This window comes from Mesorhizobium sp. M6A.T.Cr.TU.016.01.1.1 (genome assembly GCF_003952585.1).
In the GTDB taxonomy this organism is placed as follows: Bacteria; Pseudomonadota; Alphaproteobacteria; order Rhizobiales; family Rhizobiaceae; genus Mesorhizobium; species Mesorhizobium mediterraneum.
The window spans coordinates 4,341,804-4,362,152 of the sequence record NZ_CP034452.1; the positions used below are offsets into that span (position 1 = coordinate 4,341,804).

Below are 20,349 nucleotides of genomic sequence, written 5' to 3' on the forward strand. Positions count from 1 at the left end.
CCAGGCAAGGTCTAGTCCTTTCGGTTTCTTGACTCGGTCGGCAAAAACGGGCAGCAAAGCCTGATACGGAGGGCATTCCCGCCATTTTCTTAGTCGTGGAGGGGGCTTTTTTGTTATCGACCTTCGCCCAATCGGCGATCGGTAGAGGGATTGGTTAACCAAGTTTGTCCATCTTTTGAATCAATCGGCAACAGACGCGAAGCGTGCAGGGGGCACCAGGCGACTGTGATTGTGACGGCTGCGAGCCCCGCATGCCGCAAGGCCGATTGAGGTTGGTGTATGGCGTTTGTGCGTTTGAAAAACCGGGGTGACAATCCTGACTCTGGATTGACTTCGATGAGGCCCGGGCTGCGCTGGGTCGCGGTTCCCGTTGTTGGCGTTGCGGTCGCTCTGTGGTCGGTGGCGACCATGGCCGGCCTCTATTCGGTGGGAACCTCGCTCACCGCTGCCTCCAACAGTCTTCCGCAAAGCCTGCGCGCGCCGCGCACCATCGCGCTCGCCGATCGCACGCTTGCCAATTCATGGGCCAATTCGTGGGCGCCGTTACCGGCAAGCCGGCAGCGTCAGGCGTCGCTGCTCAGCCGATGCGATGCCGGTTGCGCACAGGCCGCCGCGAACTTCGTGCATGAAGGCAAGGCGGCGCGTCTCAAACCGCTGGCGCAGCCGGATACTGTGCCGCTTGTCGCAGAAATCTCGCCGCAAGCGCGCTTCGACAGCGTGGTGGCGAAAGCCGCGCTGTCGCCGCAAAAGCTTGCTGCTGCCTTTGCCCACGCAGCACCTCCTATGCTTGCCAGCCTGCCGGCGGCCGCGGGCGTTGCGGAGCCGGCGCGCCTGCCCGACCAGAACGGCCCGGCCGCGGTGCGCTTCGGGCCGGAGATCGCTGAGATCGAACGATCCTCCCGTCTGGCGCTCGCGCTGGCGAATGCGTTGCCGGAACAGATGATCGATGTGCTGCCGGAGGTGGCGACGGCCGACACTGCTGCGCCGCCGGAGGGCGAGGTTCAGATGGCCTCGCTGCCGCCGCAGGACGAGATGCCCGACAGCGTTCCCTTGCCGACCTTCCGCCCGCGGGCGGAAGTCGACCAGTCAGACGAGGCGCCCCATGTCGAGGCGCCCAAGGTCGAGGCGCCCAAGGTCGAGGCACCCAAGGCCAAAGCGCCCAAGGTCCAGTCATCAAAGGCCGCCAAGGCCCAGTCTCGGCCATCCAATGCCAACAAAGCGCAGACCGCCGACGCTCCGCAGGACGAGATGCCCCGGGCGCCAGCCTTGTCGCCGAGGAGTTCGTCACCGGCGGCGATGCCAAGTATGCAAGCCAAGCAGGGCATGCAAGCCAAGCAGGGCATGCAAGGCAGCCCGGGCATGCAGGGCAGCCCGGTCAAGCCGGCCAAGCGGTCGAAGGCCGCAGACATGCTGGCCTATGCCAAACCCGACAGCCCGGCGGGCGGCGGGGCCTTCCGCAACCTGTTCACCAAGCCCGGCATCGGCAGCGGCGTCGCCGTCTACGACATCTCGGCGAAAACCGTCTATATGCCGGACGGTTCGCGGCTCGAGGCGCATTCGGGACTGGGCTCGATGGCCGACCAGCCGCGCTACGCCAACCGGAAGAATGCCGGCCCGACGCCGCCCCACACCTACGATCTGAGGCTGCGTGAATCGCGCTTCCATGGCGTCGAGGCGCTGCGTCTCACTCCTATCGACGGCAAGAACAAATTTGGTCGGGACGGCTTTCTTGCGCACACCTACCTGCTGCGCGGCCGCCGCGGAGAATCGAGCGGCTGCGTCGTTTTCAAGGACTATGCCCGCTTCCTCGCCGCCTTCAAGAAGGGCAAGATCAAACGCCTCGTCGTGCGCGGCTAACCAAGCCGCTGCTGCAGGTCGCCTCGGAAGGGGCGCGGCGCGTAGGTCGTCGCGGCGGCGGTCCTTCATGGCTTCGTCATCCCAGGGTCTTCTCGACGTCGCTTCGCTCCTGCTCCGCCCTGGGATGACGAAGCTGTGGGGAGATTTCGGCCAATCTCGAAGGTTTTCATTCCCGGCCGAGGATACTATGACTGACCGGACCGGGGCGGCGGCTTCAACCAATCAAAGAGGATGTCATGACTATACGCGCTGTCGTTTGGGGCGAGAATATCCATGAACGGACCAATGAGGTGGTCGCGGGGATCTACCCCGAGGGCATGCACGCGACGATCGCCAACGCGCTCAAGCTCGACCCCGAAATTTCCGTGTCCTGGGCGACGCTGGAGCAGCCGGAGCATGGTCTGCCGGCCGACCGTCTGGCGCAAACCGATGCCCTGCTATGGTGGGGACACAAGGACCATGGCGCCGTCGCCGACGAAGTCGTCGAGCGCGTTGCGCGCCGCGTCTGGGAAGGCATGGGGCTGATCGTCCTTCACTCCGGCCATTTCTCGAAGATCTTCAAGAAGTTGATGGGCACGCCCTGCACGCTGAAATGGCGCGAGGCCGGCGAGCGCGAGCGGCTCTGGGTGACGAGCCCCAACCACCCGATCGCTGCCGGGATCGGCGAGTATTTCGAGCTCGAGAACGAGGAGATGTATGGCGAGCAGTTCGCCGTGCCGGAGCCGCTGGAAACGGTTTTCATCTCTTGGTTCCAGGGCGGCGAAGTGTTCCGGTCGGGGCTGACCTATCGCCGCGGCGCCGGCAACATTTTCTATTTCAGGCCCGGCCACGAGACCTATCCGACCTATCACGACGCCACTGTCCAGAAGGTGCTGCGCAACGCCGTGAAATGGGCGCACAACCCGCAGGGGTCAAATCCAGCCATCCTCGACGCGCCGAACGTGCCGGTGGAAAAGGCGCTTGAGCCGATCGTCGAGCGCGGCGGAAAACTCCATGCCGCTGATGAAGCCGGCTATCGCTAGACCATAATCCCGAACATTCGGTTCGGAAAATCAGTGATAAACAACAAGATAAAGCCTCATCCTAAGGATAAGAATTATGCGTCTGCTGATACTTGGCACCGGCTGGATGGCGGAGGAGCACGCCAGGCAGTTCAGCAAGATCGAGGGCGTCGAACTCATCGGCGCCGTCGATGTCGACCGCGCGCGTGTCGACAAGTTTTCGGACATCAACGGTATCCCCAATCGGTTCGCGTCGCTGGAAGATGCGCTCGCATGGGACAAGTTCGACGCAGTGGCGAACGTCACGCCGGATCGCATCCACCATCCGACCACCATGATGCTGATCGCGGCGGGCAAGCCGGTGCTGTGCGAAAAACCGCTGGCCGAAAACTACCAGAGGGCCAGTGAAATGGCTGATGCCGCCGAGCGCGCCGGCATCATCAACATGGTCAACCTGACCTATCGCAACGTCGCGCCGCTGCAGAAGGCGCGCGCCATGGTGCTGGCCGGCGAGATCGGCCAGGCCAGGCATGTCGAAGCGTCCTATCTGCAGAGCTGGCTGGTCTCCAAATTCTGGGGCGACTGGCGCACCGATCCGAAATGGCTCTGGCGCCTGTCGCGCGGCCACGGCTCCAACGGCGTGCTGGGCGATGTCGGCATCCACATCCTCGATTTCGCCAGCTATGGCGCGGCGCTCGACATCGACCATGTGTTCTGCCGCCTCAGGTCCTTCGACAAGGCGCCCGGCAACCGGATCGGCGAGTACGAGCTCGACGCAAATGACAGCTTCACCATGGCGCTGGATTTCAGCAACGGCGCTTTCGGCGTCGTCCATGCCAGCCGCTGGGCAACCGGTCATCTCAACGAATTGCGGCTGCGCATCTATGGCGACAAGGGCGGCATCGAAGTCGTGCACAATCTGAACGGCTCGGAGCTGAAAGTGTGCATGGGCGAGAACATCGAGAACGCCAAATGGCTGGTCGTCGATGCCGGAACGGTGCCGACCAACTACCAGCGGTTTGTCGATGCAGTGCGCAGCGGCGTTCAGGCCGAACCGTCATTCCACCATGCGGGCGAACTGCAGAAGGTGCTCGACCTTGCCGTCGTCTCCGACGAGAAGAGGGCTGAGCTCAGGGCCCATGCCGAAACCCATTAATGTCATTCGCTGAAAGGGGCCAGCCATGGTCACGCGCCGAGCCGAATGTTCCTGCGGTCAGCTGTCAGCCAGCTGTTCGGGCGAGCCGGTACGCGTCTCCGTATGCCATTGCCTGGCCTGCAAGCGGCGCACCGGCAGTGCGCTCAGCTTCAATGCGCGGTTTCCCGAGGACAAAGTATCGATCGAGGGGCGATCGGCGGAGTTCACGCGTATTGGCGAGGAGGGCGGCTGCGTCACCTACAGCTTCTGCCCGGATTGCGGCACCACCGTCCACTACCGGATCGATGTCCAATCCGGTCTGATTGCCATCCCGGTGGGTGCTTTCGCCGACCCATCGTTCCCGCCGCCCTTCCTGTCCTTCTATCACGACAGCCGGCGCTGCCAGTGGGTCGAGGTTCGCACTGAGCCTCTGGCGACGTTCGGCTGAAGACGCCGGCCACGGCAGGCTAAGCGTCGTTCAACCTTGCATTTGCATTTGCAGCTGGTCGTCCCCCGATTGATCGGACCAAGCGGGCCGCCGCTAGAGCGACGTGCGTCCATTTGGACGCACAAAGTACGCTTTAGCACTTTTGAATCTGCGCATCGTGCTTTCCGAAAATCGATTCCGATTTTCGAGCCGATGCGCTAGGCCTCGAGGAAGTCCAGGGCCTTTTCCACGAAGGCGCCGTGATACTGGAAAATGGCCGTATGCCCGCCGTCCTCGTACAGGACCAGCTCGGCATTGGGAAAGCGCCGTGCCAGGTCGACGGAATTGCTGGTGGGCACCATTCTGTCGTGATCGCCATTCACCACGAGGACCGGGTGCCGGATACGCGATAGGTCGGCAGGGCGCTCCTGGCCAAAGGCACGGACTGCCTTGAGCTGCTGGTTGAAGGCGCCGAGCGCGATGGGTTTGTCGCGGTCATTGGTCCGTTCCTTCAATCGCTGCAGAAACGCGCGCGCCGCCCTCTTGCCGTTGAGGCTTTGGGTGAAGAAGAGGTAGTTCTTCGGATCCTTGATGGTCAGCGCGGCGCGGATCATGTCGAAGATGGTGACGGACGTCACCTTGTCGATGCCGGCACCCCCGGCTGGGCCGGTTCCCGCGAGGATGATCTTGCGAACCAGATTAGGTTCCAGCTGAACAATCACCTGGGCGATGAAGCCGCCAAGAGATAGGCCGAGCAGATCGACCTGCTCGAAACCGAGGGCCCGGATGAAGGCGATCGCGTCGCGGGCCATCGCCTCCACCGTGTTGGGAGTGGAGCCGCCTGATGCGCCAACACCACGGTTATCGAAGGTAATAACTCGCCGTTTTGCGGCAATGCCATCGACCACCCGGGGATCCCAATTGTCGAGAACCGCACTCAGATGGGTAAGAAAGATCACCGGTACCCCGGTCGTGGGCCCGAGCTCCCGGTAGGCGAATTTCGTACCGCCGACGTCGACCGTTTTCGTCGGCACGTCCCTGTGTTTGATGATCGCGGCAGGTCGCGATAGCTGATGCACGTTCATGATGGTTTCCTTTCTTGTGGCTTGCCGTTCTCGCGGGGCTGGAGCAGCGCCTTCGCCGCTACCGCGCCAGCCTCAAGAATGCGATCGGACAGTTCGGTCCCGTTCACCGCGCGCGACAGCTCAAGCGTGCCGATCAGGGTCGCAAAGACACCGAACGCGACATCGTCGGGGTTGCGGGCGTCGGGCGTGAGTTCGGCCGCCACCTGGCGTACGAGCTTGAGCAGGTGTTCGGCGTAGACTTGGCGCGTCTCGGCCGGCTCACGTGCAATTTCGGGCAACAGCGCGGCTGAAGCGCAACCTTTGCCGGGATTGTCTCGGTGGTCCGCCGACAGATACGCGTCGATGGCCATTGACAGGCCACCGGCGGCAAATAGCTCCTGAATTTGGGTCGCCTGAACCTCCAGGGCGGCCGCCACACTCTCACGCACAAGCGCTGCCTTGGACGGAAAGTGGGGATAGAAGGCTCCGTTGGTCAGCCCCGCCTCGCTCATGATACCGGCGAGACCTGATGCAGCGATGCCGTCGGAACGAAACCGTTCGGCCGCCACATCCATAATCCGCTGCCGCGATGCGTCCTTCCTGCCCTTTTCGTAGCGCATGTTTTTTCTTCCTTCGATCAGCTATTGCATTATGATCATATTATCACTAAATGACCGTAATGCAATAGGCGCCGCACCGCTCCGGTCTCCTCAATTTGGGAAAGCTACAATGAAAGCCTTCATCGTCGATCGATACGCAAAGAACGCTCCCCTGCGGCTTGGAGAGGTTCCAGAGCCGGAAGTAGGGGAGAATGACGTGCTGGTGCAGATCCATGCCGCCAGCGTCAATCTGCTGGACTCCAAGATCAGGGATGGAGAATTCAAACTCATCCTGCCCTATCGCCGGCCCTTCGTTGCAGGCCATGACGTGGCCGGAACGGTCATTCGCGTCGGCTCGAAAGTCCGACAGTTCAAACCGGGCGACGAGGTCTATGCGCGACCACGCGACGGTCGGGTCGGGACTTTCGCCGAGTACATCGCCATTAATGATGCGGACGTGGCCCTGAAGCCGAAGAACCTCAGCATGGAAGAGGCTGCGTCCATTCCCCTGGTGGGGCTAACCGCTTGGCAGGCGCTGGTTGAAAGGGCGAAGCTGAAGAAAGGACAGAAGGTCTTCATTCAGGCTGGTTCCGGCGGAGTGGGAACATTCGCCATTCAATTGGCAAAGCACCTCGGCGCGACGGTCGCCACGACAACCAGCGCGTCCAACACGGATATGGTCAGGAATCTGGGCGCCGATGTCATCATCGACTACAAGAAGGATGACTTCGAGAAAGTCCTTTCGGGCTACGACGTCGTCCTGAACAGCCAGGACAACAAGACCCTCGAAAAGTCGCTGCGTGTGTTGAAGCCGGGTGGTCTCGCCGTTTCGATCTCCGGTCCGCCCGACGCTGCGTTTGCCAGGGAGAAGGGTCTGAACGTGGTGCTGAACTTGGTCATGCGCGTTTTGAGCGCCGGCATCAGGCGGCGGGCCAAACGCGCAGATGTCCGATATTCGTTCCTGTTCATGGCGGCCAATGGCGAGCAGTTGACCAAAATCACGTCTCTCGTCGAGTCGGGCATCATCCGCCCGGTCATAGATCGGGTCTTCCCGTTTGAGCAGACCAATCAGGCCTTGGCCTACATCGAGCAGGGCCGCGCCAAGGGCAAGGTTGTCATCAAGGTGAAATAGCTTTGCAAGGCTTCAGGCGGCGAACCTTCGCTTCCGGCAATCCTAATGCCGCAGGATCTTGCTGAGAAAGGCGCGGCTGCGGTCGGTCTTGGGATGCGAGAAGAACTCATCGGGCGTGCCGCTCTCGACGATGGCGCCGGCATCCATGAACACCACGTGCTGGGCGACCTTGCGGGCAAAACCCATCTCGTGGGTCACCACCATCATCGTCATGCCTTCCTCGGCCACCGCGACCATGACGTCGAGCACTTCGGAGATCATCTCGGGGTCGAGCGCCGAGGTCGGCTCGTCGAACAGCATGATCTTGGGGCGCATGCCGAGGCAGCGGGCGATCGCCACGCGCTGCTGCTGGCCACCGGAGAGCTGCCCCGGATAGGCATTCACCTTGTCGGCAAGGCCGACCTTGGCAAGCAGCTCGCGCCCGGCCTTCTCGGCTTCAGCGCGCGGAATCTTGCGCACATGGATAGGCGCCAGCGTCACGTTTTCGAGCGCCGTCTTGTGCGGGTATAGGTTGAACGACTGGAAGACGAAGCCGATCTCGGTGCGCAGCCGCGTCATGTTGGTGGTGGGGTCGCCGAGGCGCTGGCCGTCGACCACCAGGTCGCCATCGCGGATCGTCTCCAGCCCGTTGATGCAACGGATCAGCGTGCTCTTGCCCGAGCCGCTCGGGCCGCAGACGACGACCACTTCGCGCGGCTCGACGCTGAGCGTGATATCCCTCAGCACATTGAGCGTGCCGAACCATTTGTTGACGCCGCGAAACTCGATCATGCCGGTACCATTTTTGCTGCGGTTCGACGTCATAACTGCACCTCGCCATGGGCCGCACCCATGCGCTGCTCCAGCCGGCGGGCCAGCATGATCAGCGGATAGCAAACGATGAAATAGCCGAGGCCGACGAGGAAGAAGACCAGGAGGCCGTTCGGCACACGCTGCACCACCAGCCAGCCGACGCGGGTGAGGTCGGTGAGCCCGATGGCTGAAACGACCGAAGAATCCTTGATCAGCAGCACATACTGCCCGACCAGCGGCGGCAGCACGATGCGCATCGCCTGCGGCAGCACCACCTGGCGCATGCGCTGCCAACGCGACAGGCCGGAGGCCAGCGCCGCCTCGACCTGGCCGGTCGGCACCGAGCGGATGCCGGCGACGACGATCTCGCAGATGAAGCAGGCGGCCAGATTGGTCAGCGCGATGATGCCGGCGGTGAAGGCGTCCAGCTCGATGCCAAGTTCCGGCAGGATGAAGAAGATCAGGAAGATCTGCACCAGGAACGGCGTGCCGCGGATCAGGTCGACCCAGGCGCCGATCACGCCGCTGATCAGGTGGTTGCCGCCGGTCCGCAGGATGCCGAGGCCAAAGCCGATCAGCGTGCCCAGCACCAGGCTGATCAGCGACAGCATCACGGTCATGCCGAGGCCGCGCAGGGCGAGGGGATAGCTGCCGGCGATGCTTTGCAGCTGCTGCCAGATCATGTCCGTGCCCCCGCTAGGCCGAGCCAGCGCCCGGACAGCGCCGCCAGTCCCTTCAGCCCGTAATAGAGCAGGAGGTAGAAGGCGGCGATGGTGATAAAGCCCTCCGCCGGCATGAAGCGGTCGGAGGCGAGCAATTGTCCGGCGCGCGTCAGCTCGGCGACTGCGATCAGCGACAGCAGGGCGGAATCCTTGACCAGCACGATCGCCTGTCCGAGCAGCGGCGGGATCGTCACCTTGAACGCCTGCGGCAGGATGACGAGGCGCATGCGCTGGACATAGGTCATCCCCGAAGCGACGCCGGCCTCGACCTGACCGCGCGGGATCGACAGGATGCCGGCGCGGATGATCTCGGCGACATAGGCGCCGCTGTTCAGCGACAGAGCGAGGATGCCGACGACGAGCTCAGGCAGGATGATGCCGAGCCGCGGCAGGCCGAAATAGAGGAAGTAGAGCTGCGCCAGCAAGGGGGTGGCGCGCACCGCGTCGATATAGGCCTTGGCCGGGATTCGGAACAGCCGCCCGCGCTGCAGGTTCATGGCGGCGAGAACGATGCCGACGGCGAGCGCCCCGGCAAAGGAGAGGACAGACAGCCACACGGTCGTGACGAGGCCCTGCCCGAACAAGGGCAGATATTCGACGATGGTGCGGAAGCTGAAGTTTTCGAGCATCGCTGGACGGATTTCCCCCGGGCGAAACGGATTCCGGGCGGCTTCGCGGCGCCGGGGCGCGCGCGAAACCGCCTCGGATCTATCGCTGCTTAGTGGTCTTTCTTCCAATCTTCGGAATTGACCCAGTAGTCGAGGTTCTTCTGCAGGCGGCCGTCGACGCTGACCTGGTCGAGGAACAGGTTCATCCAGACCAGCAGGTCCGGCTCGTCATAGCGGGTGGCGAACGCAAGCGGTTCCTTCGACAGCAGGTCCGGCATGATGGTGAAGCTACCGGCCGGATAGGCGGTCGACTGGCCTTTCACCGCCGAGACGTCATTGACGCCGCAATCGGCTTGGCCGTTGTTGACGGCGTCGAGCAGCAGCGGACCGCCGCCCTTGTAGCTCTTGATGTCGGCATCAGGGAAGGCGTTCTTAGCTTCCTTCTCGCCGGTGGCGCCGAGCAGCACGGCGATCTTGGTGCCCTTGGCCTTGCAGTCCTCGGTGGTCTTGAACTTGCTGTCGGTCTTGGTGAAGACGGTGCTGCCCGTATACATGTAAGGTTTGGTGAAGGCGACCTTCATGCCACGCGCCAGCGTCGGCGTCATGTCGGCGACCAGAAGATCGGCCTTGCCCGACAAAAGTGCCGGGATCAGCCCATCCCAGTCGAAGTCAAGGAAGGTGATCTTGACGCCCATTTCCTTGGCCATCAGCTCGGCGAGCTCGACCGAGCTGCCGGTGCGCTCGCCGGCAGCACCGACCAGCGAGAAGGGCGGTCCCTGCGTTTGCACGGCGACGCGCAACTCGCCGCGCTTGGTGATCTCGTCGAGCGTTCCGGCGCTGGCTGCGGCAGTGAGGCCGGCGAGCGCAAGGCCTGCTATGAAAAGCTTGGCAATCTTCATTGGGCATTCCTCCTTGTTGTCGTTGTTGTTCCACTTTGTTGTTCCACCCCTTGGGGGTGCTTTTTGAGCGGCAGCGCCGTTGCCGGCGGCGGCCACCGTTCGAAAATCCTTCAGTCCCAGTCGATCGTTTCGGATACCCGTATACCGCGCCGAGCCAATTCGTCGAGGAAGCGGCCGTCAGGCACATGCAGCAGCGGGTTGAGCAGGCCGGGTTCGGTGATTTCGCCCCGCGCCAGCATCTGCGCCACGATGCTTGCGGGATAGCCGACGCCGAGGCTCATGCCGAACAGGCCGGAGGCGAGATCGCGTTCGATGATCAGGTCCGATGTCACCGTCTTGCGGCGGCCGCCTTCACTGCCGGTAAAGACGTTGCGCATCACGCAAAGGTCCTTTTCGTCGGCGCCATATTGCAGTTGCGGCCCGAGCAGCCGGCCAAGAAATTCGCGTGGGCTGGCGCCGACGCCGGGCACCTTGTCTTCAGAAAGGAAGCCAAGCTCCTTCAGAGGCGCCCAGAACGCCGACCAGCCGGGCCAGCGCAGCGAATAGCGGCCAGAGCGCTGCAACCCCTTGGCGGCGGCAAGCATGCCGGCATAATACGGTGCGTCGCCATTGGGGAAGGCTTCTAGGCTGCCCAGTCCCTCGACCTCGATCTGATGGATGAAAGGATTGTCGTGCTGGCGGCCGGCCGGCACCTCGACCCGTTGGCCATCCTCGACCACCACGCTGTCGCGGTTCTGGCTCATCAGAACCATGTCGAAGTTCCAGCTCACCTTGTAGCATAGCGGCTTGGCCATCGCCTTCGGCTCGGGGATGCCGCCGCAATAGGAATCGATCGCGGTGATGGCGTCGAACTGCTTTGCGGCGCGCGCGTAGAGCACGAGGTCGATGCCGGGGTCGAGCCCGCATTCGGTCATGATCGAGACGCCGGCCTTTTGTGCCGGCGGGGCAAGGTCGGCGATCGTCTTGCCGTAATTGGTGGTGACCAGCGGCGTGCGCGTCGCGATCGCCGCCTGCACCGCCTCGCGCATCAGCGGCTGCGGCAACAGGTCGATGGCGGCTTCGACACCCACCAGCACCTCCGCCAATACTGGACCGATCGCGCCTTCGGGCACGACGAAGCGCACGCGGTCAAGGTTGGTCAGGCCGCCAAGTCGGGCTGCCCCATCCGGCGCGGTATCGATGCAGACGACTTCTTCGACACCAGCGCTGGCGACGAGATCGGCGATCGCCGCCCGGCCTTGGAGGCCGAGGCCGCCGAGAACCGCGATTTTCATGGCATTTCCTTTCGGCCAGTTTCGTCGCGCTTGGTCTCGTCCGACCAGCAGCCTTCCGGCAGGCTGACCCATTTGTTGCAGGAGGCCATGACGACGAAGGTCTCGCTGCGCACGACTTCGCCCGGCTCGCCTGCGCCGGGGATCAGCTCGCTGGTGACGCGGTAGAGGTCGGCGACATCGCCGGCCACCGTCACGTCGACGATGATGTCGAAGCGCCCGGTGACCACCGAGGCCGAGTTCACGAAAGGCAGCTCGCAGATACGCTGCGCCAGTTCCCGCGCCCGGCCGCGCCCCTGCGCATTGATGCCGACGATCGCCGAGATCAGCTCGGGGCGCTCGGTCAGGTTGAGCAGCCCGACGATCTTGAGCAGGTTGCGGTCCAAGAGGTTGCGCAGCCGCATGCGCACGGTCGGGACGGAGACAGCCATCTTCTCGGCGAGGCGATTGACGCCAAGCTGCGCATCCTGCGACAGCAGCTTGACCAGTCGCCGGTCGGTCTGATCGAGATGTTCCCGCAAACGCCTAGGCTTTCATAAAATGGAATTATCGAAGAAGTTTTCTTTCTGATATGAAAATAGCCTAGGGACTATTTTTCGAAACTGCAAGTGCGTTCAACCGCTTGTCAACAAGGCAGGATGGCAGGAAACTTGCAAAGCCGGGCAGCCCAGGTGGACATTACCGAGGCACGGGCTTCCCCTTGCTGTGTCTCGCCCATCGGCACTAAGCCTCAACCTGAACCAAAGGTCCTCCAAGCCCCGAAACGGAAGCTCAATGGCACAGAATATCTATGACAGGCCTGAATTCTTCGCCGGCTACAGCCAGATGGCACGCTCGGTTCACGGCTTGGACGGCGCACCCGAATGGCCGGCAATACGCGCACTGCTTCCCGATCTCGACGGTAAGCGCATTGTCGATCTCGGTTGTGGGTTTGGCTGGTTTGCCCGCTGGGCAAAGGCGCATGGCGCAAGGCATGTCCTTGGGCTGGACCTTTCCCGCAACATGATAGAACGGGCCAGAGCCGACACCAGCGACCCGGATGTCGACTATGTCATCGCCGACCTCGACCGCCTCGAACTGCCCCAGGCATCGTTCGACTTCGCCTACAGCTCGCTTGCCTTCCACTACATCGAGGATTTCGACCGGCTGGTGAAGACAGTGCATGATGCGCTCCTTCCAGGCGCGCACTTCGTCTTCACCATCGAGCACCCGATCTACATGGCACCGTCTCACCCAGGCTGGTCGGTCGATGTCGACGGCCGCAAGACGTGGCCGGTCAATCGCTATAGCGTGGAAGGTCCGCGTACCACCGACTGGCTCGCCAAGGGCGTGCTCAAGCAGCATCGCATGCTCGCAACGACGCTGAACGCGCTGATCGAAGCGGGTTTCACCATACGCCGGGTCGAGGAATGGCGCCCAACGGCCGATCAGGGCGCGCAGGCTCCTGATCTTGCCGACGAACTGGAGCGGCCGATGATGCTGATTGTCGCGGCGCAACGTTGAGCGCCGTTTTGGTGGCGGCCTTGACGAGGCCGGTATCCCGGAAGTCGGGGGTTCTGCCAGTGCCGCAGCCGACCGAGGGCATTAACGCGGCTTCTGGATACCGGGAATGCCGCCGATCCGCTCGGCGAGAAAGTCGACCAGGAGCCGGACCCGGGCAATGCCCGCGCGCTCGGGGACGATCAGCATGCTCAGAGGTACGGGGGGCGGGGAATAGTCCGGCAAGACCACTTCCAGCCGGCCGGCTGCCAGAAGATCGTCGACAAGCCAGTGATGGGCGGGCGCGATACCGCGTCCGGCGATAAGGGCCTCGCGCGCGGCAAGTCCATGGTCGACCCGAAATCGGCCGCCAAAGGGCACCGCATGGCGTTCGCCGCTCGGCCCCTGCAGGGCGAGCGTGTCGCTTCCCGCGATGTTCGACATCCGGATGCCTTCATGACTAGGCAGATCCTGCGGGCCAGCCGGTCTGCCCCGCGCCGCCAGATAGGCTGGCGCAGCCACCAGCAGACGCCGGGACTGCCCGAGCGCCCGTAGTTTCATCGAGCTGTCGGTGAGCGGACCGAGGCGAAGCGCGATGTCGACGCCCTCCCGCACAAGGTCGATGCGTTCGTCGGTGAGGCTGAGATCGATGCCGATGTCGGGATAGCGGTCCTGAAAGGCGAAGATCAGTCGGCTGACGTGGAAGACCCCGAGTGCCGCCGTGCAGGATATCCGGATCGTGCCGGCCGACGCGCCGCGCGTGCCCCGCGCTTCATCGCCGGCCTGCTCAACGAGGCGCAGAATTTGGACGCTGTCGGCATAGTAACGGCCGCCTTCATCGGTCATCGTGACACGCCGGGTGGTCCTGCTGAGCAAGGGCACGCCGACGGCCTCCTCAAGCTCGCGCAGATGCCGTGTGACCGTCGACTGCCCAACTCCGAACTCGCGCGCCACTGCCGACAGGCTGCCGCGCTCGGCGACGCGAACGAAGGTGCGCATGCGCTCGAGGGTCACATCGGATCTATCCATTATTCGGCATAATCTTATGCATTGCCTAGATATAGCGGATCACCCCAGGGCTGGCTACCTTCAGCATTCATTGTCCTTCTTCGGAGCTGACCCATGAAAGTCCTGCTTGTTTTTGCTCATCCTGAACCGCGTTCGCTCAACGGCGCACTGCGTGACGTCGCCATCAGGGAACTCGAGGCCCAGGGCCACGAGGTGCGCATATCGGACCTCTATGCCGATGGCTGGAAATCCGAGGTGGACCGTGCCGATTTTCCGTCGTGGCCGCCCGAAGCACGCTTCCTGCCGGCTGGGGCCTCCAAAAAAGCTTTTGCGACCAACACTCTGACCGATGACGTTAAGGCGGAGGTCGACAAGCTGCTGTGGGCCGACACGCTGATCCTCCAGTTCCCGCTGTGGTGGTACGCCATGCCGGCGATCCTCAAGGGCTGGGTCGATCGGGTGTACGCCTACGGCTTCGCCTATGGCGTCGGCGAGCATAGCGACAAGCGGTGGGGTGACCGCTTTGGTGAGGGAACGCTCGCCGGCAAGCGCGCGATGCTGATCGTGACCACTGGCGGCTGGGAAGAGCATTACTCCGCCCGCGGCGTCAACGGCCCGATCGACGACCTGCTGTTCCCGATCAATCACGGGATCCTTTATTATCCGGGTTACGACGTGCTTCCGCCGTTCGTGGTCTACAGAGTGGATCGTTTTGGGGAGGCCGATTTCGAGCCTGTCGCGGAGCGCCTGCGCGAAAGGATGCGGACGCTCGAGACAACCCGGCCGCTTCCCTATCGGCAGCAGAATGGCGGGGACTATCACATCCCGAGCATGCAGCTCCGCTCCGAACTGGGCGACCTGGGCGCCGCAGGTTTCGCGCTTCACGAGGACCGTGCCGGCGCCACCGCCAAGTCGGCGACGCCGCGTTCGACTTTGCGGGACGTGGCCTGACGCAAGGTCCCGAAAAAATCGGGCAAGGCGCCCGAAACCTATGGGATGAATCAGCGACCGGCCCGGAAGATCGCCACCGCCGCGGCCGTCAGTGCGGCGTTGCCTGATGCCGTAGTGCCGTCCGGAAGCGCCTTGCCGTCTTCCATCCCGACACGCGTCGACCAGTTCCGCTCCGCCGCCCTGCGCACGAACGGCCACACCGTGGCGTCGGCGCCGTGCAGCAAGATGGCGCGACGCAGCCCGGCGCGGTCGAGCACCGCCGCGATACCGTCGCTGACCTCCAGTGCCACGTCCAGTTCCTGCTCCGATATCTCGATCAGGATGCGCAGCACCTGGCTGCCATGGTCGAGGCGGACCAGGCGCTCGGCGTCAGCGACGGAGGCGAGCCCGGCCTTCTCGCTCAGATTGACGGAGGCATAGTCGGGCAACTCGGTCCAGCCGGCGATCGCCGCCAGCGTGCGCTCATCGTCGTTCTCGATCCAGGCGCCGGTCGATACGCCGATCAGCGTTCCTGGGCAGGCGCGGCGCAGCGCCAGCATGGTCGGGTCCATAGCCTCAGGCGCGAGGCTTTCGCGGCCATCGAGCCCGCGCGCATGGACATGCAGCTCGGCCGCACCGGCGGCCACGCAGGTCGCGCCGTCTCGCGCCATGGCGTCCGCGTCAAGCGGCAGTTGAGGGTGGAAGTCGGCGTTGCGTGCGCCATTGATGCAGGTCTGGACAATCATGGAGGCGGCGGCCTGGTTGCGGATGCAACCAGTCTAGCGCACGCCCCCGAAATCTGGAATCGGGTTCGGCGCGCCTCCTGACAGACGGATGCGGCCTGACCCAAAGCAATCCGGCAGGATGTGCCTCTATCATCCTTGTTCAGTCACGATCTTGTTGGCAGGCGAGATATGGGTATTTGACGCATATTGGGAACTCAAGCAGCACTGCTGGGACCGGCTAGCTTGACGATCGTTGGCGAATGCTGCGGTATCCGGCCCCATGCCCGGCCGGCCGAAAGGATATTTGCGAATGAGTGAGCTCAAGGTCAGGACCCGACCGACCGGCGCGGTTGCCGTGCTGTCGCCGGGCAGCTTGCCCGTCGTCACCACGCCGACCGGCGGCATGGTCGACGTCGTGACCGGTGCCAGCGCGCCGGGCTTCAATCCGCTCGACCTTCTCTATGCCTCCGTGGCCGCCTGCATGGTGCTGAGCGCCCGGATCGCTGCCACGCGCATGGGTGTCGCTGCCAGCCTCGGCGAGGTCCGCGCCGATGTGAGCGGCGAAAAGGCGGAGGGCGATGTTTCCCGCATCGGCCGCTTCACCATCACGCTCGATATATCGGGCGATCTCGACGAGGCCACGAAAAGGCGGATCGTCGAGGACGCCGAAACGATCTGCACGGTCAGCAACACGCTGCGTGAGACGCCCGAGCTTGTCACCATGCTCGCCGGCTGATCGCATCCTCGTTGACCAATTTCACGCATCCTCCGAGGCCGCCCATGGCACGCATTTCCCGGATCGACTATGACACTGCCCCGCCTGAAATCCGCGCGGCGCACGACGAGGAACTGCGCTTGCGCGGCCGGATGACGAATATGAAGCGCATCCTGCTGCATTCGCCGGCCGCCCATCGCATCTATGCCGAGTGGTTCACCTTGCGCGACCTGCTGCGACCGGATCTCGACGATCGCGCCATCTGGCTGTTTTCGCTGGCGATTTCCGCGGCGTGCCGGGCCGAGGTGCCGGTGACCTTCTTTCGCCGCGCGCTGATCGATATGGGGCTCGATCCCGACAGCATCGAGCCGACAGCCGACGAGGCGCTGTTGATTGCCTTCGGCAAGGCTATCGCGACCGACGCCAATGCCATTCCCGATGAGATCTGGGCCGAACTGAAAGCCCGCTACCATGAGCCGCTGCTCGTCAACCTGGTCGCTTTCGCCGGCATCATGGTGGCGACGACCGTGTTCACCAATGCGGTGAGCGTCGACCTCGATCCGGAACTCGAGGCTTACCGCAAGAAGGCCTGAGGCAATCGAAGCCGCCGCGCTGGGCGACCTCTATCTGGAAAACTCGCTGCGCACGATGCCGTGGCGCTGGAGCTTGTCGTAGAAGGTCTTGCGAGGAATCCCCAGCGCTTCGATCGTGCGCCTGACGTCGCCCTCGTTGCGGCCAAGCGTCTCGCGGATGATGTCGGCCTCGTAACGCTCCAGCCGCTCCGGCAGCTTCATGGCGGCATCCGCCTGGGCTGGGGCAGGGGATGGTGTTCCGGCGTCTTCCTCCAATCCAAGCACAAGCCGCTCGGCGAAATGCGCGAGCTCGCGCACATTGCCTGGCCAGTCATGCTCCCTGAGATGGCGGTGCACCGCGGCCGGGACAGTCGGCACCGGGCGCCGGAAGCGGGCGGCGGCGCGCTCGGCGAAATAGAAGAACAGCAGGGCGACATCGTCGCGGCGCTCGCGTAGCGGCGGGATCGAGATCGTCACCACGTTGAGCCGGTAGTAGAGGTCCTCGCGGAACGTGCCGCGCTGGCGCGGATCGCCCAGGTCGACCTTGGCGGCCGCAACCACGCGCAGGTCGACCGGCCGCATTTCGTTGGTGCCGAGCGGGGTGACCTCGCGCATTTCCAGCACGCGCAGCATCTGCACCTGTGTCGAGACCGGCATGCTTTCGATCTCGTCGAGGAACAGCGTGCCGCCGCTGGCGTGCTCGATGCGGCCGATCCGCTTCTTCTGCGCGCCGGTGAAGGCGCCGGCCTCGTGGCCGAACAATTCGCTCTCGATGACCGTCTCCGGCAGCGTGCCGCAATTCAGCGCAACAAAATTGCCCCTGGCGCGGCGGCTCCAGCGATGCAGAAGGCTCGCCACCACCTCCTTGCCGGAGCCGGTTTCGCCGGTCACCAGCACGTCGACATCGGTGTCGGCGATCTGGCGCAGCGTGCGGCGCAGCCTTTCCATCGCCGGCGTCTGGCCGATCAGCGGCAAGCCGTCCTGCGCTTCTCCGGCCGCCTCGCGCAAGGCGCGGTTTTCCATCACCAGGCGGCGCTTTTCCACCGCGCGGCGCACGCTCTGCACCAGCCGGTCGGCGGCGAAGGGTTTTGTGATGAAGTCGTAGGCGCCGTCCTTGATCGCCTTGACCGCCATGGCGATGTCGCCATGCCCGGTGACCAGGATGACCGGAATGTCCGCGTCCAGCCGCAGGACGCGGTCGAAAAGCAGCAAGCCGTCGATCTCCGGCATCCTAATATCCGACACCACCACGCCGGCAAAACCGGCGTCGAGCCTGGCCAGCGCCTCGGCCGCCACCGAAAAAGCCGATACCGAAAAGCCGGCAAGCTCCAGCGTCTGCGCGGTGGCCCTCAAGAGATCGCTGTCGTCATCGATCAGGATGACCGGCGCTGCGTTGTCGTTGGTCATTACGCCTTGGCCATTACGCTGCTTTCAAGAGATGGATGGTGAAGCGGGTGCCGTTGTCGTCGCTCGAAACCTCGATGCGTCCGCCATAATCGGCGACGATATCCTTCGAGATGACGAGGCCAAGGCCGAGGCCTTTTTCCTTGGATGTGTTGAATGGCGTGAACAGCGATCTAAGGATTGCGGGCGGAATGCCCGGTCCGTTGTCGGACACGCCGACCGTCACGCCGTCCGCCGTCTCCTCGACCGAAACCCGCACCTTTGCGTCGTCGCGGCCCTCCAGCGCCTCCAGCGCGTTCTGGAAGAGGTTGATCAGCACCTGTTCGAGCCTGACCCGGTTGCCCATGACCTTGAGGGCAGGCGGCGGCAGGTCGATGGCCAGTGCGTCGAGCCGGCCGGCAAAGCGGCTTTTCAAGAGCACGACGGCGCCTTCGATGACGTCGCGCAATTCGACAGGTTCGGCGGCGGTGCGGCCCTTGCGGGCAAAGGCCTTCAATTCTTCGGTGATGGTGCCGATGCGTTCGGTCAGCGCGGCTATGGCGCCGAGGTTTTCCTCGGCCGGCGCTGTCTGCTTGCGGTCGAGGAAGGTGCGGGCGTTGTCGGCATAGGCGCGTATGGTGGCAACCGGCTGGTTGATCTCATGCGCGACGCCCGCGGCAACCTGGCCGAGGATGGCGAGGCGGTTCGCCTGGACGAGATCCTGCTGCACCACCTGCAGCTTGGCTTCGGTGCTGCGGTGACCTGATATCTCGGCCTGCAGCCGGTCGCGGGCGCGGCTCAGATCCTCGGTCCGTTCGACGACGCGGCGTTCGAGCTCGGTGCGCGCCGCCTGTTCGGCGGCGATCCGCATTTGTCCCGACTGCCGACGCCACAACAGATACGCAGCAAGGCCGAGCAACGGGACAACGACGCCGAGTGCAAGGAGCCGCATTTCACGGACCGCGGCGGCGATCGGCGCTTCAGCCGGAACGAGATAATCGAGCCGCCAGGGGGTCGAAGGGACCGGTGTGGAAAGCCTGAGATATTCCGCGTCGCTGCCGCCGGGCGTCACCGCGTGGACGATCGAGACGTCCGGGCTGAGTGCCTGGGGGCGCGTGATCGGCAGCGGCATCAGCGGTGCGTCGCCGAACTGCTGGCTGTTCTGAATGGCGGCAAGATCAGGCCCGGCCAGCGGCGTCGCCGTCATGAAGCGCCAGGACGGCACGCTGGTGATCAGGACGACGCCCTTCTCGTCGCTGACATAGGCCGGGCGGTTTGCCTCGTGCCAGTCGGCCTCGAGCTGATCGAATTCCGCCTTGACAACGACGACGCCGAGCGGGGCGGCAGCGTCGCCGACGCGGCGCGAGATGTAGAGGCCGGGGCGTTTGCTGACATTGCCGAGCGCGAAATATTCGGCAGTTCCGGCCTGCATCGCGCCGGAGAAATAATCGCGGAACCGGTAGTCGTTGCCGACGAAGCTGATCGGCTCTCGCCAGTTGCTGGAGGCGATCGCCAGCCCGTCGGTGCCGATGACATAGAGCACCGAAGCCTTGGTGCCGGAGACCAGCCCGTCGAGCTTGCGGTTCAGCACATCGACCGCCGCAATGCTTTTCTGCGCCAGCGCATCGCGCACCTGCTGGTCTTCCGACAAAAGCAGGGGCAGGGCGCGCGGGCTTTCCAGCACGGCGCGCAGCAGCGCGATCTTCAGATTGGCATCGGTGCGGCCCTGCGCCGCCAGTGCCCCGAGCTCAGTGGCGCGGCCATAAAGGCCGGCGCCGTGAAGTGCGGCCGTGGCGATCGCAAGGGCGATGGCCGCAAACAGCAGCCAAGCACGGCGCGCCCGCCTGCCGAGTTGCTCGGGCGTCGACGGCAAGGCGGCGGCGGGGCGTTGCAGCATCACACATTTGTGCATGATTTCGCACAAAGCACAATTCGGCTACGCGAATATCCGCACTTTCTGTGCGCGAGACGAAACCTTGGGTCCGAGAATATTCAATAAAATCAAACGGTAGGCTCTTTTCCGCGCACTT

The 20,349-nt window shown here is 63.9% G+C and carries 21 protein-coding genes; 9 read left to right on the forward strand and 12 right to left on the reverse strand.

Annotation, left to right across the window (positions count from 1 at the left end):
* Positions 1-336: 336 nt before the first annotated feature.
* The 4 genes from EJ075_RS20835 to EJ075_RS20850 all read left to right on the forward strand — a co-directional run bounded on the left by EJ075_RS20835 (position 337) and on the right by EJ075_RS20850 (position 4,441).
* On the forward strand, positions 337-1,857 hold the full coding sequence (locus EJ075_RS20835) for a tlde1 domain-containing protein (protein ID WP_126105557.1): 1,521 nt from the start codon (positions 337-339) through the stop codon (positions 1,855-1,857).
* 236 nt (positions 1,858-2,093) lie between these two features.
* Complete coding sequence (locus EJ075_RS20840; protein WP_126105558.1) at positions 2,094-2,879, forward strand: ThuA domain-containing protein; 786 nt, start codon at positions 2,094-2,096, stop codon at positions 2,877-2,879.
* Between the two features lie 76 nt (positions 2,880-2,955).
* Positions 2,956-4,014: a Gfo/Idh/MocA family oxidoreductase gene (locus tag EJ075_RS20845; RefSeq protein WP_126105559.1), complete on the forward strand. Its 1,059-nt coding sequence runs from the start codon at positions 2,956-2,958 to the stop codon at positions 4,012-4,014.
* 25 nt (positions 4,015-4,039) lie between these two features.
* The gene (locus EJ075_RS20850) at positions 4,040-4,441 is read left to right on the forward strand and encodes a GFA family protein (RefSeq protein ID WP_126105560.1); all 402 of its coding nucleotides are present in this window, start codon (positions 4,040-4,042) and stop codon (positions 4,439-4,441) included.
* Positions 4,442-4,638: 197 nt separating this feature from the next.
* Here EJ075_RS20850 and EJ075_RS20855 read toward each other — a convergent pair whose 3' ends face one another.
* Positions 4,639-5,505, reverse strand: coding sequence for an alpha/beta hydrolase (locus EJ075_RS20855; RefSeq protein WP_126105561.1), 867 nt, complete (start codon positions 5,503-5,505; stop codon positions 4,639-4,641).
* Positions 5,502-6,104 carry a TetR/AcrR family transcriptional regulator gene (locus tag EJ075_RS20860; protein WP_126105562.1) on the reverse strand — a complete coding sequence of 201 codons (603 nt, stop codon included), beginning with the start codon at positions 6,102-6,104 and terminating at the stop codon, positions 5,502-5,504. The genes EJ075_RS20855 and EJ075_RS20860 overlap by 4 nt, the downstream gene beginning before the upstream one ends.
* Before the next feature lie 109 nt (positions 6,105-6,213).
* Between EJ075_RS20860 and EJ075_RS20865 the strand changes: the two genes are divergently transcribed.
* Positions 6,214-7,215 carry an NADP-dependent oxidoreductase gene (locus tag EJ075_RS20865; protein WP_126107399.1) on the forward strand — a complete coding sequence of 334 codons (1,002 nt, stop codon included), beginning with the start codon at positions 6,214-6,216 and terminating at the stop codon, positions 7,213-7,215.
* A gap of 42 nt (positions 7,216-7,257) precedes the next feature.
* Here the strand turns inward: EJ075_RS20865 and EJ075_RS20870 are convergent, their stop codons facing one another.
* The 6 genes from EJ075_RS20870 to EJ075_RS20895 all read right to left on the reverse strand — a co-directional run bounded on the left by EJ075_RS20870 (position 7,258) and on the right by EJ075_RS20895 (position 12,028).
* A complete protein-coding gene (locus tag EJ075_RS20870) occupies positions 7,258-7,986 on the reverse strand; it encodes an amino acid ABC transporter ATP-binding protein (RefSeq protein ID WP_126105563.1) in 729 nt (242 codons plus the stop codon).
* A 29-nt stretch (positions 7,987-8,015) separates the two neighbouring features.
* On the reverse strand, positions 8,016-8,690 hold the full coding sequence (locus tag EJ075_RS20875; RefSeq protein WP_126105564.1) for an amino acid ABC transporter permease: 675 nt from the start codon (positions 8,688-8,690) through the stop codon (positions 8,016-8,018).
* Complete coding sequence (locus EJ075_RS20880) at positions 8,687-9,358, reverse strand: amino acid ABC transporter permease (protein WP_126105565.1); 672 nt, start codon at positions 9,356-9,358, stop codon at positions 8,687-8,689. The genes EJ075_RS20875 and EJ075_RS20880 overlap by 4 nt, the downstream gene beginning before the upstream one ends.
* Before the next feature lie 89 nt (positions 9,359-9,447).
* A complete protein-coding gene (locus tag EJ075_RS20885; protein ID WP_126105566.1) occupies positions 9,448-10,236 on the reverse strand; it encodes an ABC transporter substrate-binding protein in 789 nt (262 codons plus the stop codon).
* 110 nt (positions 10,237-10,346) lie between these two features.
* The gene (locus tag EJ075_RS20890; protein WP_126105567.1) at positions 10,347-11,510 is read right to left on the reverse strand and encodes a saccharopine dehydrogenase C-terminal domain-containing protein; all 1,164 of its coding nucleotides are present in this window, start codon (positions 11,508-11,510) and stop codon (positions 10,347-10,349) included.
* Entirely contained in the window at positions 11,507-12,028 is a 522-nt protein-coding gene (locus EJ075_RS20895; protein ID WP_126105568.1) for an Lrp/AsnC family transcriptional regulator, read from the reverse strand. Before EJ075_RS20895 ends, EJ075_RS20890 begins: the two co-directional genes overlap by 4 nt.
* A gap of 253 nt (positions 12,029-12,281) precedes the next feature.
* On the opposite strand from EJ075_RS20895, the gene EJ075_RS20900 reads away from it, so the two are divergent.
* Positions 12,282-13,010 (forward strand): class I SAM-dependent methyltransferase, encoded by a 729-nt coding sequence (locus tag EJ075_RS20900; protein ID WP_126105569.1) that lies wholly within the window; start codon positions 12,282-12,284, stop codon positions 13,008-13,010.
* An 81-nt stretch (positions 13,011-13,091) separates the two neighbouring features.
* On the opposite strand, the gene EJ075_RS20905 is transcribed toward EJ075_RS20900, so the two are convergent.
* Positions 13,092-14,015 (reverse strand): LysR family transcriptional regulator, encoded by a 924-nt coding sequence (locus EJ075_RS20905; protein WP_126105570.1) that lies wholly within the window; start codon positions 14,013-14,015, stop codon positions 13,092-13,094.
* Positions 14,016-14,108: 93 nt separating this feature from the next.
* Here EJ075_RS20905 and EJ075_RS20910 point away from each other — a divergent pair, with 93 nt between their 5' ends.
* Entirely contained in the window at positions 14,109-14,945 is an 837-nt protein-coding gene (locus EJ075_RS20910; RefSeq protein WP_126105571.1) for an NAD(P)H-dependent oxidoreductase, read from the forward strand.
* Between the two features lie 50 nt (positions 14,946-14,995).
* On the opposite strand, the gene EJ075_RS20915 is transcribed toward EJ075_RS20910, so the two are convergent.
* Positions 14,996-15,670: a 3-keto-5-aminohexanoate cleavage protein gene (locus EJ075_RS20915; protein ID WP_126105572.1), complete on the reverse strand. Its 675-nt coding sequence runs from the start codon at positions 15,668-15,670 to the stop codon at positions 14,996-14,998.
* 289 nt (positions 15,671-15,959) lie between these two features.
* Here EJ075_RS20915 and EJ075_RS20920 point away from each other — a divergent pair, with 289 nt between their 5' ends.
* Positions 15,960-16,385, forward strand: a complete 426-nt coding sequence (locus tag EJ075_RS20920; protein ID WP_126105573.1) for an OsmC family protein — start codon at positions 15,960-15,962, stop codon at positions 16,383-16,385.
* A 44-nt stretch (positions 16,386-16,429) separates the two neighbouring features.
* Positions 16,430-16,957 carry a hypothetical protein gene (locus tag EJ075_RS20925; RefSeq protein WP_126105574.1) on the forward strand — a complete coding sequence of 176 codons (528 nt, stop codon included), beginning with the start codon at positions 16,430-16,432 and terminating at the stop codon, positions 16,955-16,957.
* A gap of 30 nt (positions 16,958-16,987) precedes the next feature.
* On the opposite strand, the gene EJ075_RS20930 is transcribed toward EJ075_RS20925, so the two are convergent.
* A complete protein-coding gene (locus EJ075_RS20930) occupies positions 16,988-18,343 on the reverse strand; it encodes a sigma-54 dependent transcriptional regulator (RefSeq protein ID WP_126105575.1) in 1,356 nt (451 codons plus the stop codon).
* 13 nt (positions 18,344-18,356) lie between these two features.
* Entirely contained in the window at positions 18,357-20,216 is a 1,860-nt protein-coding gene (locus EJ075_RS20935; protein WP_206437502.1) for an ATP-binding protein, read from the reverse strand.
* Positions 20,217-20,349: the final 133 nt, after the last annotated feature.

Bases quoted from the DNA above. Each gene is read 5' to 3' on its own strand.
- EJ075_RS20880 (WP_126105565.1), bottom strand. From the start codon at position 9,358: ATGCTCGAAAACTTCAGCTTCCGCACCATCGTCGAATATCTGCCCTTG.
- EJ075_RS20865 (WP_126107399.1), top strand. From the start codon at position 6,214: ATGAAAGCCTTCATCGTCGATCGATACGCAAAGAACGCTCCCCTGCGG.
- EJ075_RS20885 (WP_126105566.1), bottom strand. From the start codon at position 10,236: ATGAAGATTGCCAAGCTTTTCATAGCAGGCCTTGCGCTCGCCGGCCTC.
- EJ075_RS20855 (WP_126105561.1), bottom strand. From the start codon at position 5,505: ATGAACGTGCATCAGCTATCGCGACCTGCCGCGATCATCAAACACAGG.
- EJ075_RS20870 (WP_126105563.1), bottom strand. From the start codon at position 7,986: ATGATCGAGTTTCGCGGCGTCAACAAATGGTTCGGCACGCTCAATGTG.
- EJ075_RS20915 (WP_126105572.1), bottom strand. From the start codon at position 15,670: ATGATTGTCCAGACCTGCATCAATGGCGCACGCAACGCCGACTTCCAC.
- EJ075_RS20920 (WP_126105573.1), top strand. From the start codon at position 15,960: ATGAGTGAGCTCAAGGTCAGGACCCGACCGACCGGCGCGGTTGCCGTG.
- EJ075_RS20930 (WP_126105575.1), bottom strand. From the start codon at position 18,343: ATGACCAACGACAACGCAGCGCCGGTCATCCTGATCGATGACGACAGC.
- EJ075_RS20910 (WP_126105571.1), top strand. From the start codon at position 14,109: ATGAAAGTCCTGCTTGTTTTTGCTCATCCTGAACCGCGTTCGCTCAAC.
- EJ075_RS20860 (WP_126105562.1), bottom strand. From the start codon at position 6,104: ATGCGCTACGAAAAGGGCAGGAAGGACGCATCGCGGCAGCGGATTATG.
- EJ075_RS20845 (WP_126105559.1), top strand. From the start codon at position 2,956: ATGCGTCTGCTGATACTTGGCACCGGCTGGATGGCGGAGGAGCACGCC.
- EJ075_RS20905 (WP_126105570.1), bottom strand. From the start codon at position 14,015: ATGGATAGATCCGATGTGACCCTCGAGCGCATGCGCACCTTCGTTCGC.
- EJ075_RS20840 (WP_126105558.1), top strand. From the start codon at position 2,094: ATGACTATACGCGCTGTCGTTTGGGGCGAGAATATCCATGAACGGACC.
- EJ075_RS20875 (WP_126105564.1), bottom strand. From the start codon at position 8,690: ATGATCTGGCAGCAGCTGCAAAGCATCGCCGGCAGCTATCCCCTCGCC.
- EJ075_RS20925 (WP_126105574.1), top strand. From the start codon at position 16,430: ATGGCACGCATTTCCCGGATCGACTATGACACTGCCCCGCCTGAAATC.
- EJ075_RS20900 (WP_126105569.1), top strand. From the start codon at position 12,282: ATGGCACAGAATATCTATGACAGGCCTGAATTCTTCGCCGGCTACAGC.
- EJ075_RS20850 (WP_126105560.1), top strand. From the start codon at position 4,040: ATGGTCACGCGCCGAGCCGAATGTTCCTGCGGTCAGCTGTCAGCCAGC.
- EJ075_RS20935 (WP_206437502.1), bottom strand. From the start codon at position 20,216: ATGCTGCAACGCCCCGCCGCCGCCTTGCCGTCGACGCCCGAGCAACTC.
- EJ075_RS20890 (WP_126105567.1), bottom strand. From the start codon at position 11,510: ATGAAAATCGCGGTTCTCGGCGGCCTCGGCCTCCAAGGCCGGGCGGCG.
- EJ075_RS20835 (WP_126105557.1), top strand. From the start codon at position 337: ATGAGGCCCGGGCTGCGCTGGGTCGCGGTTCCCGTTGTTGGCGTTGCG.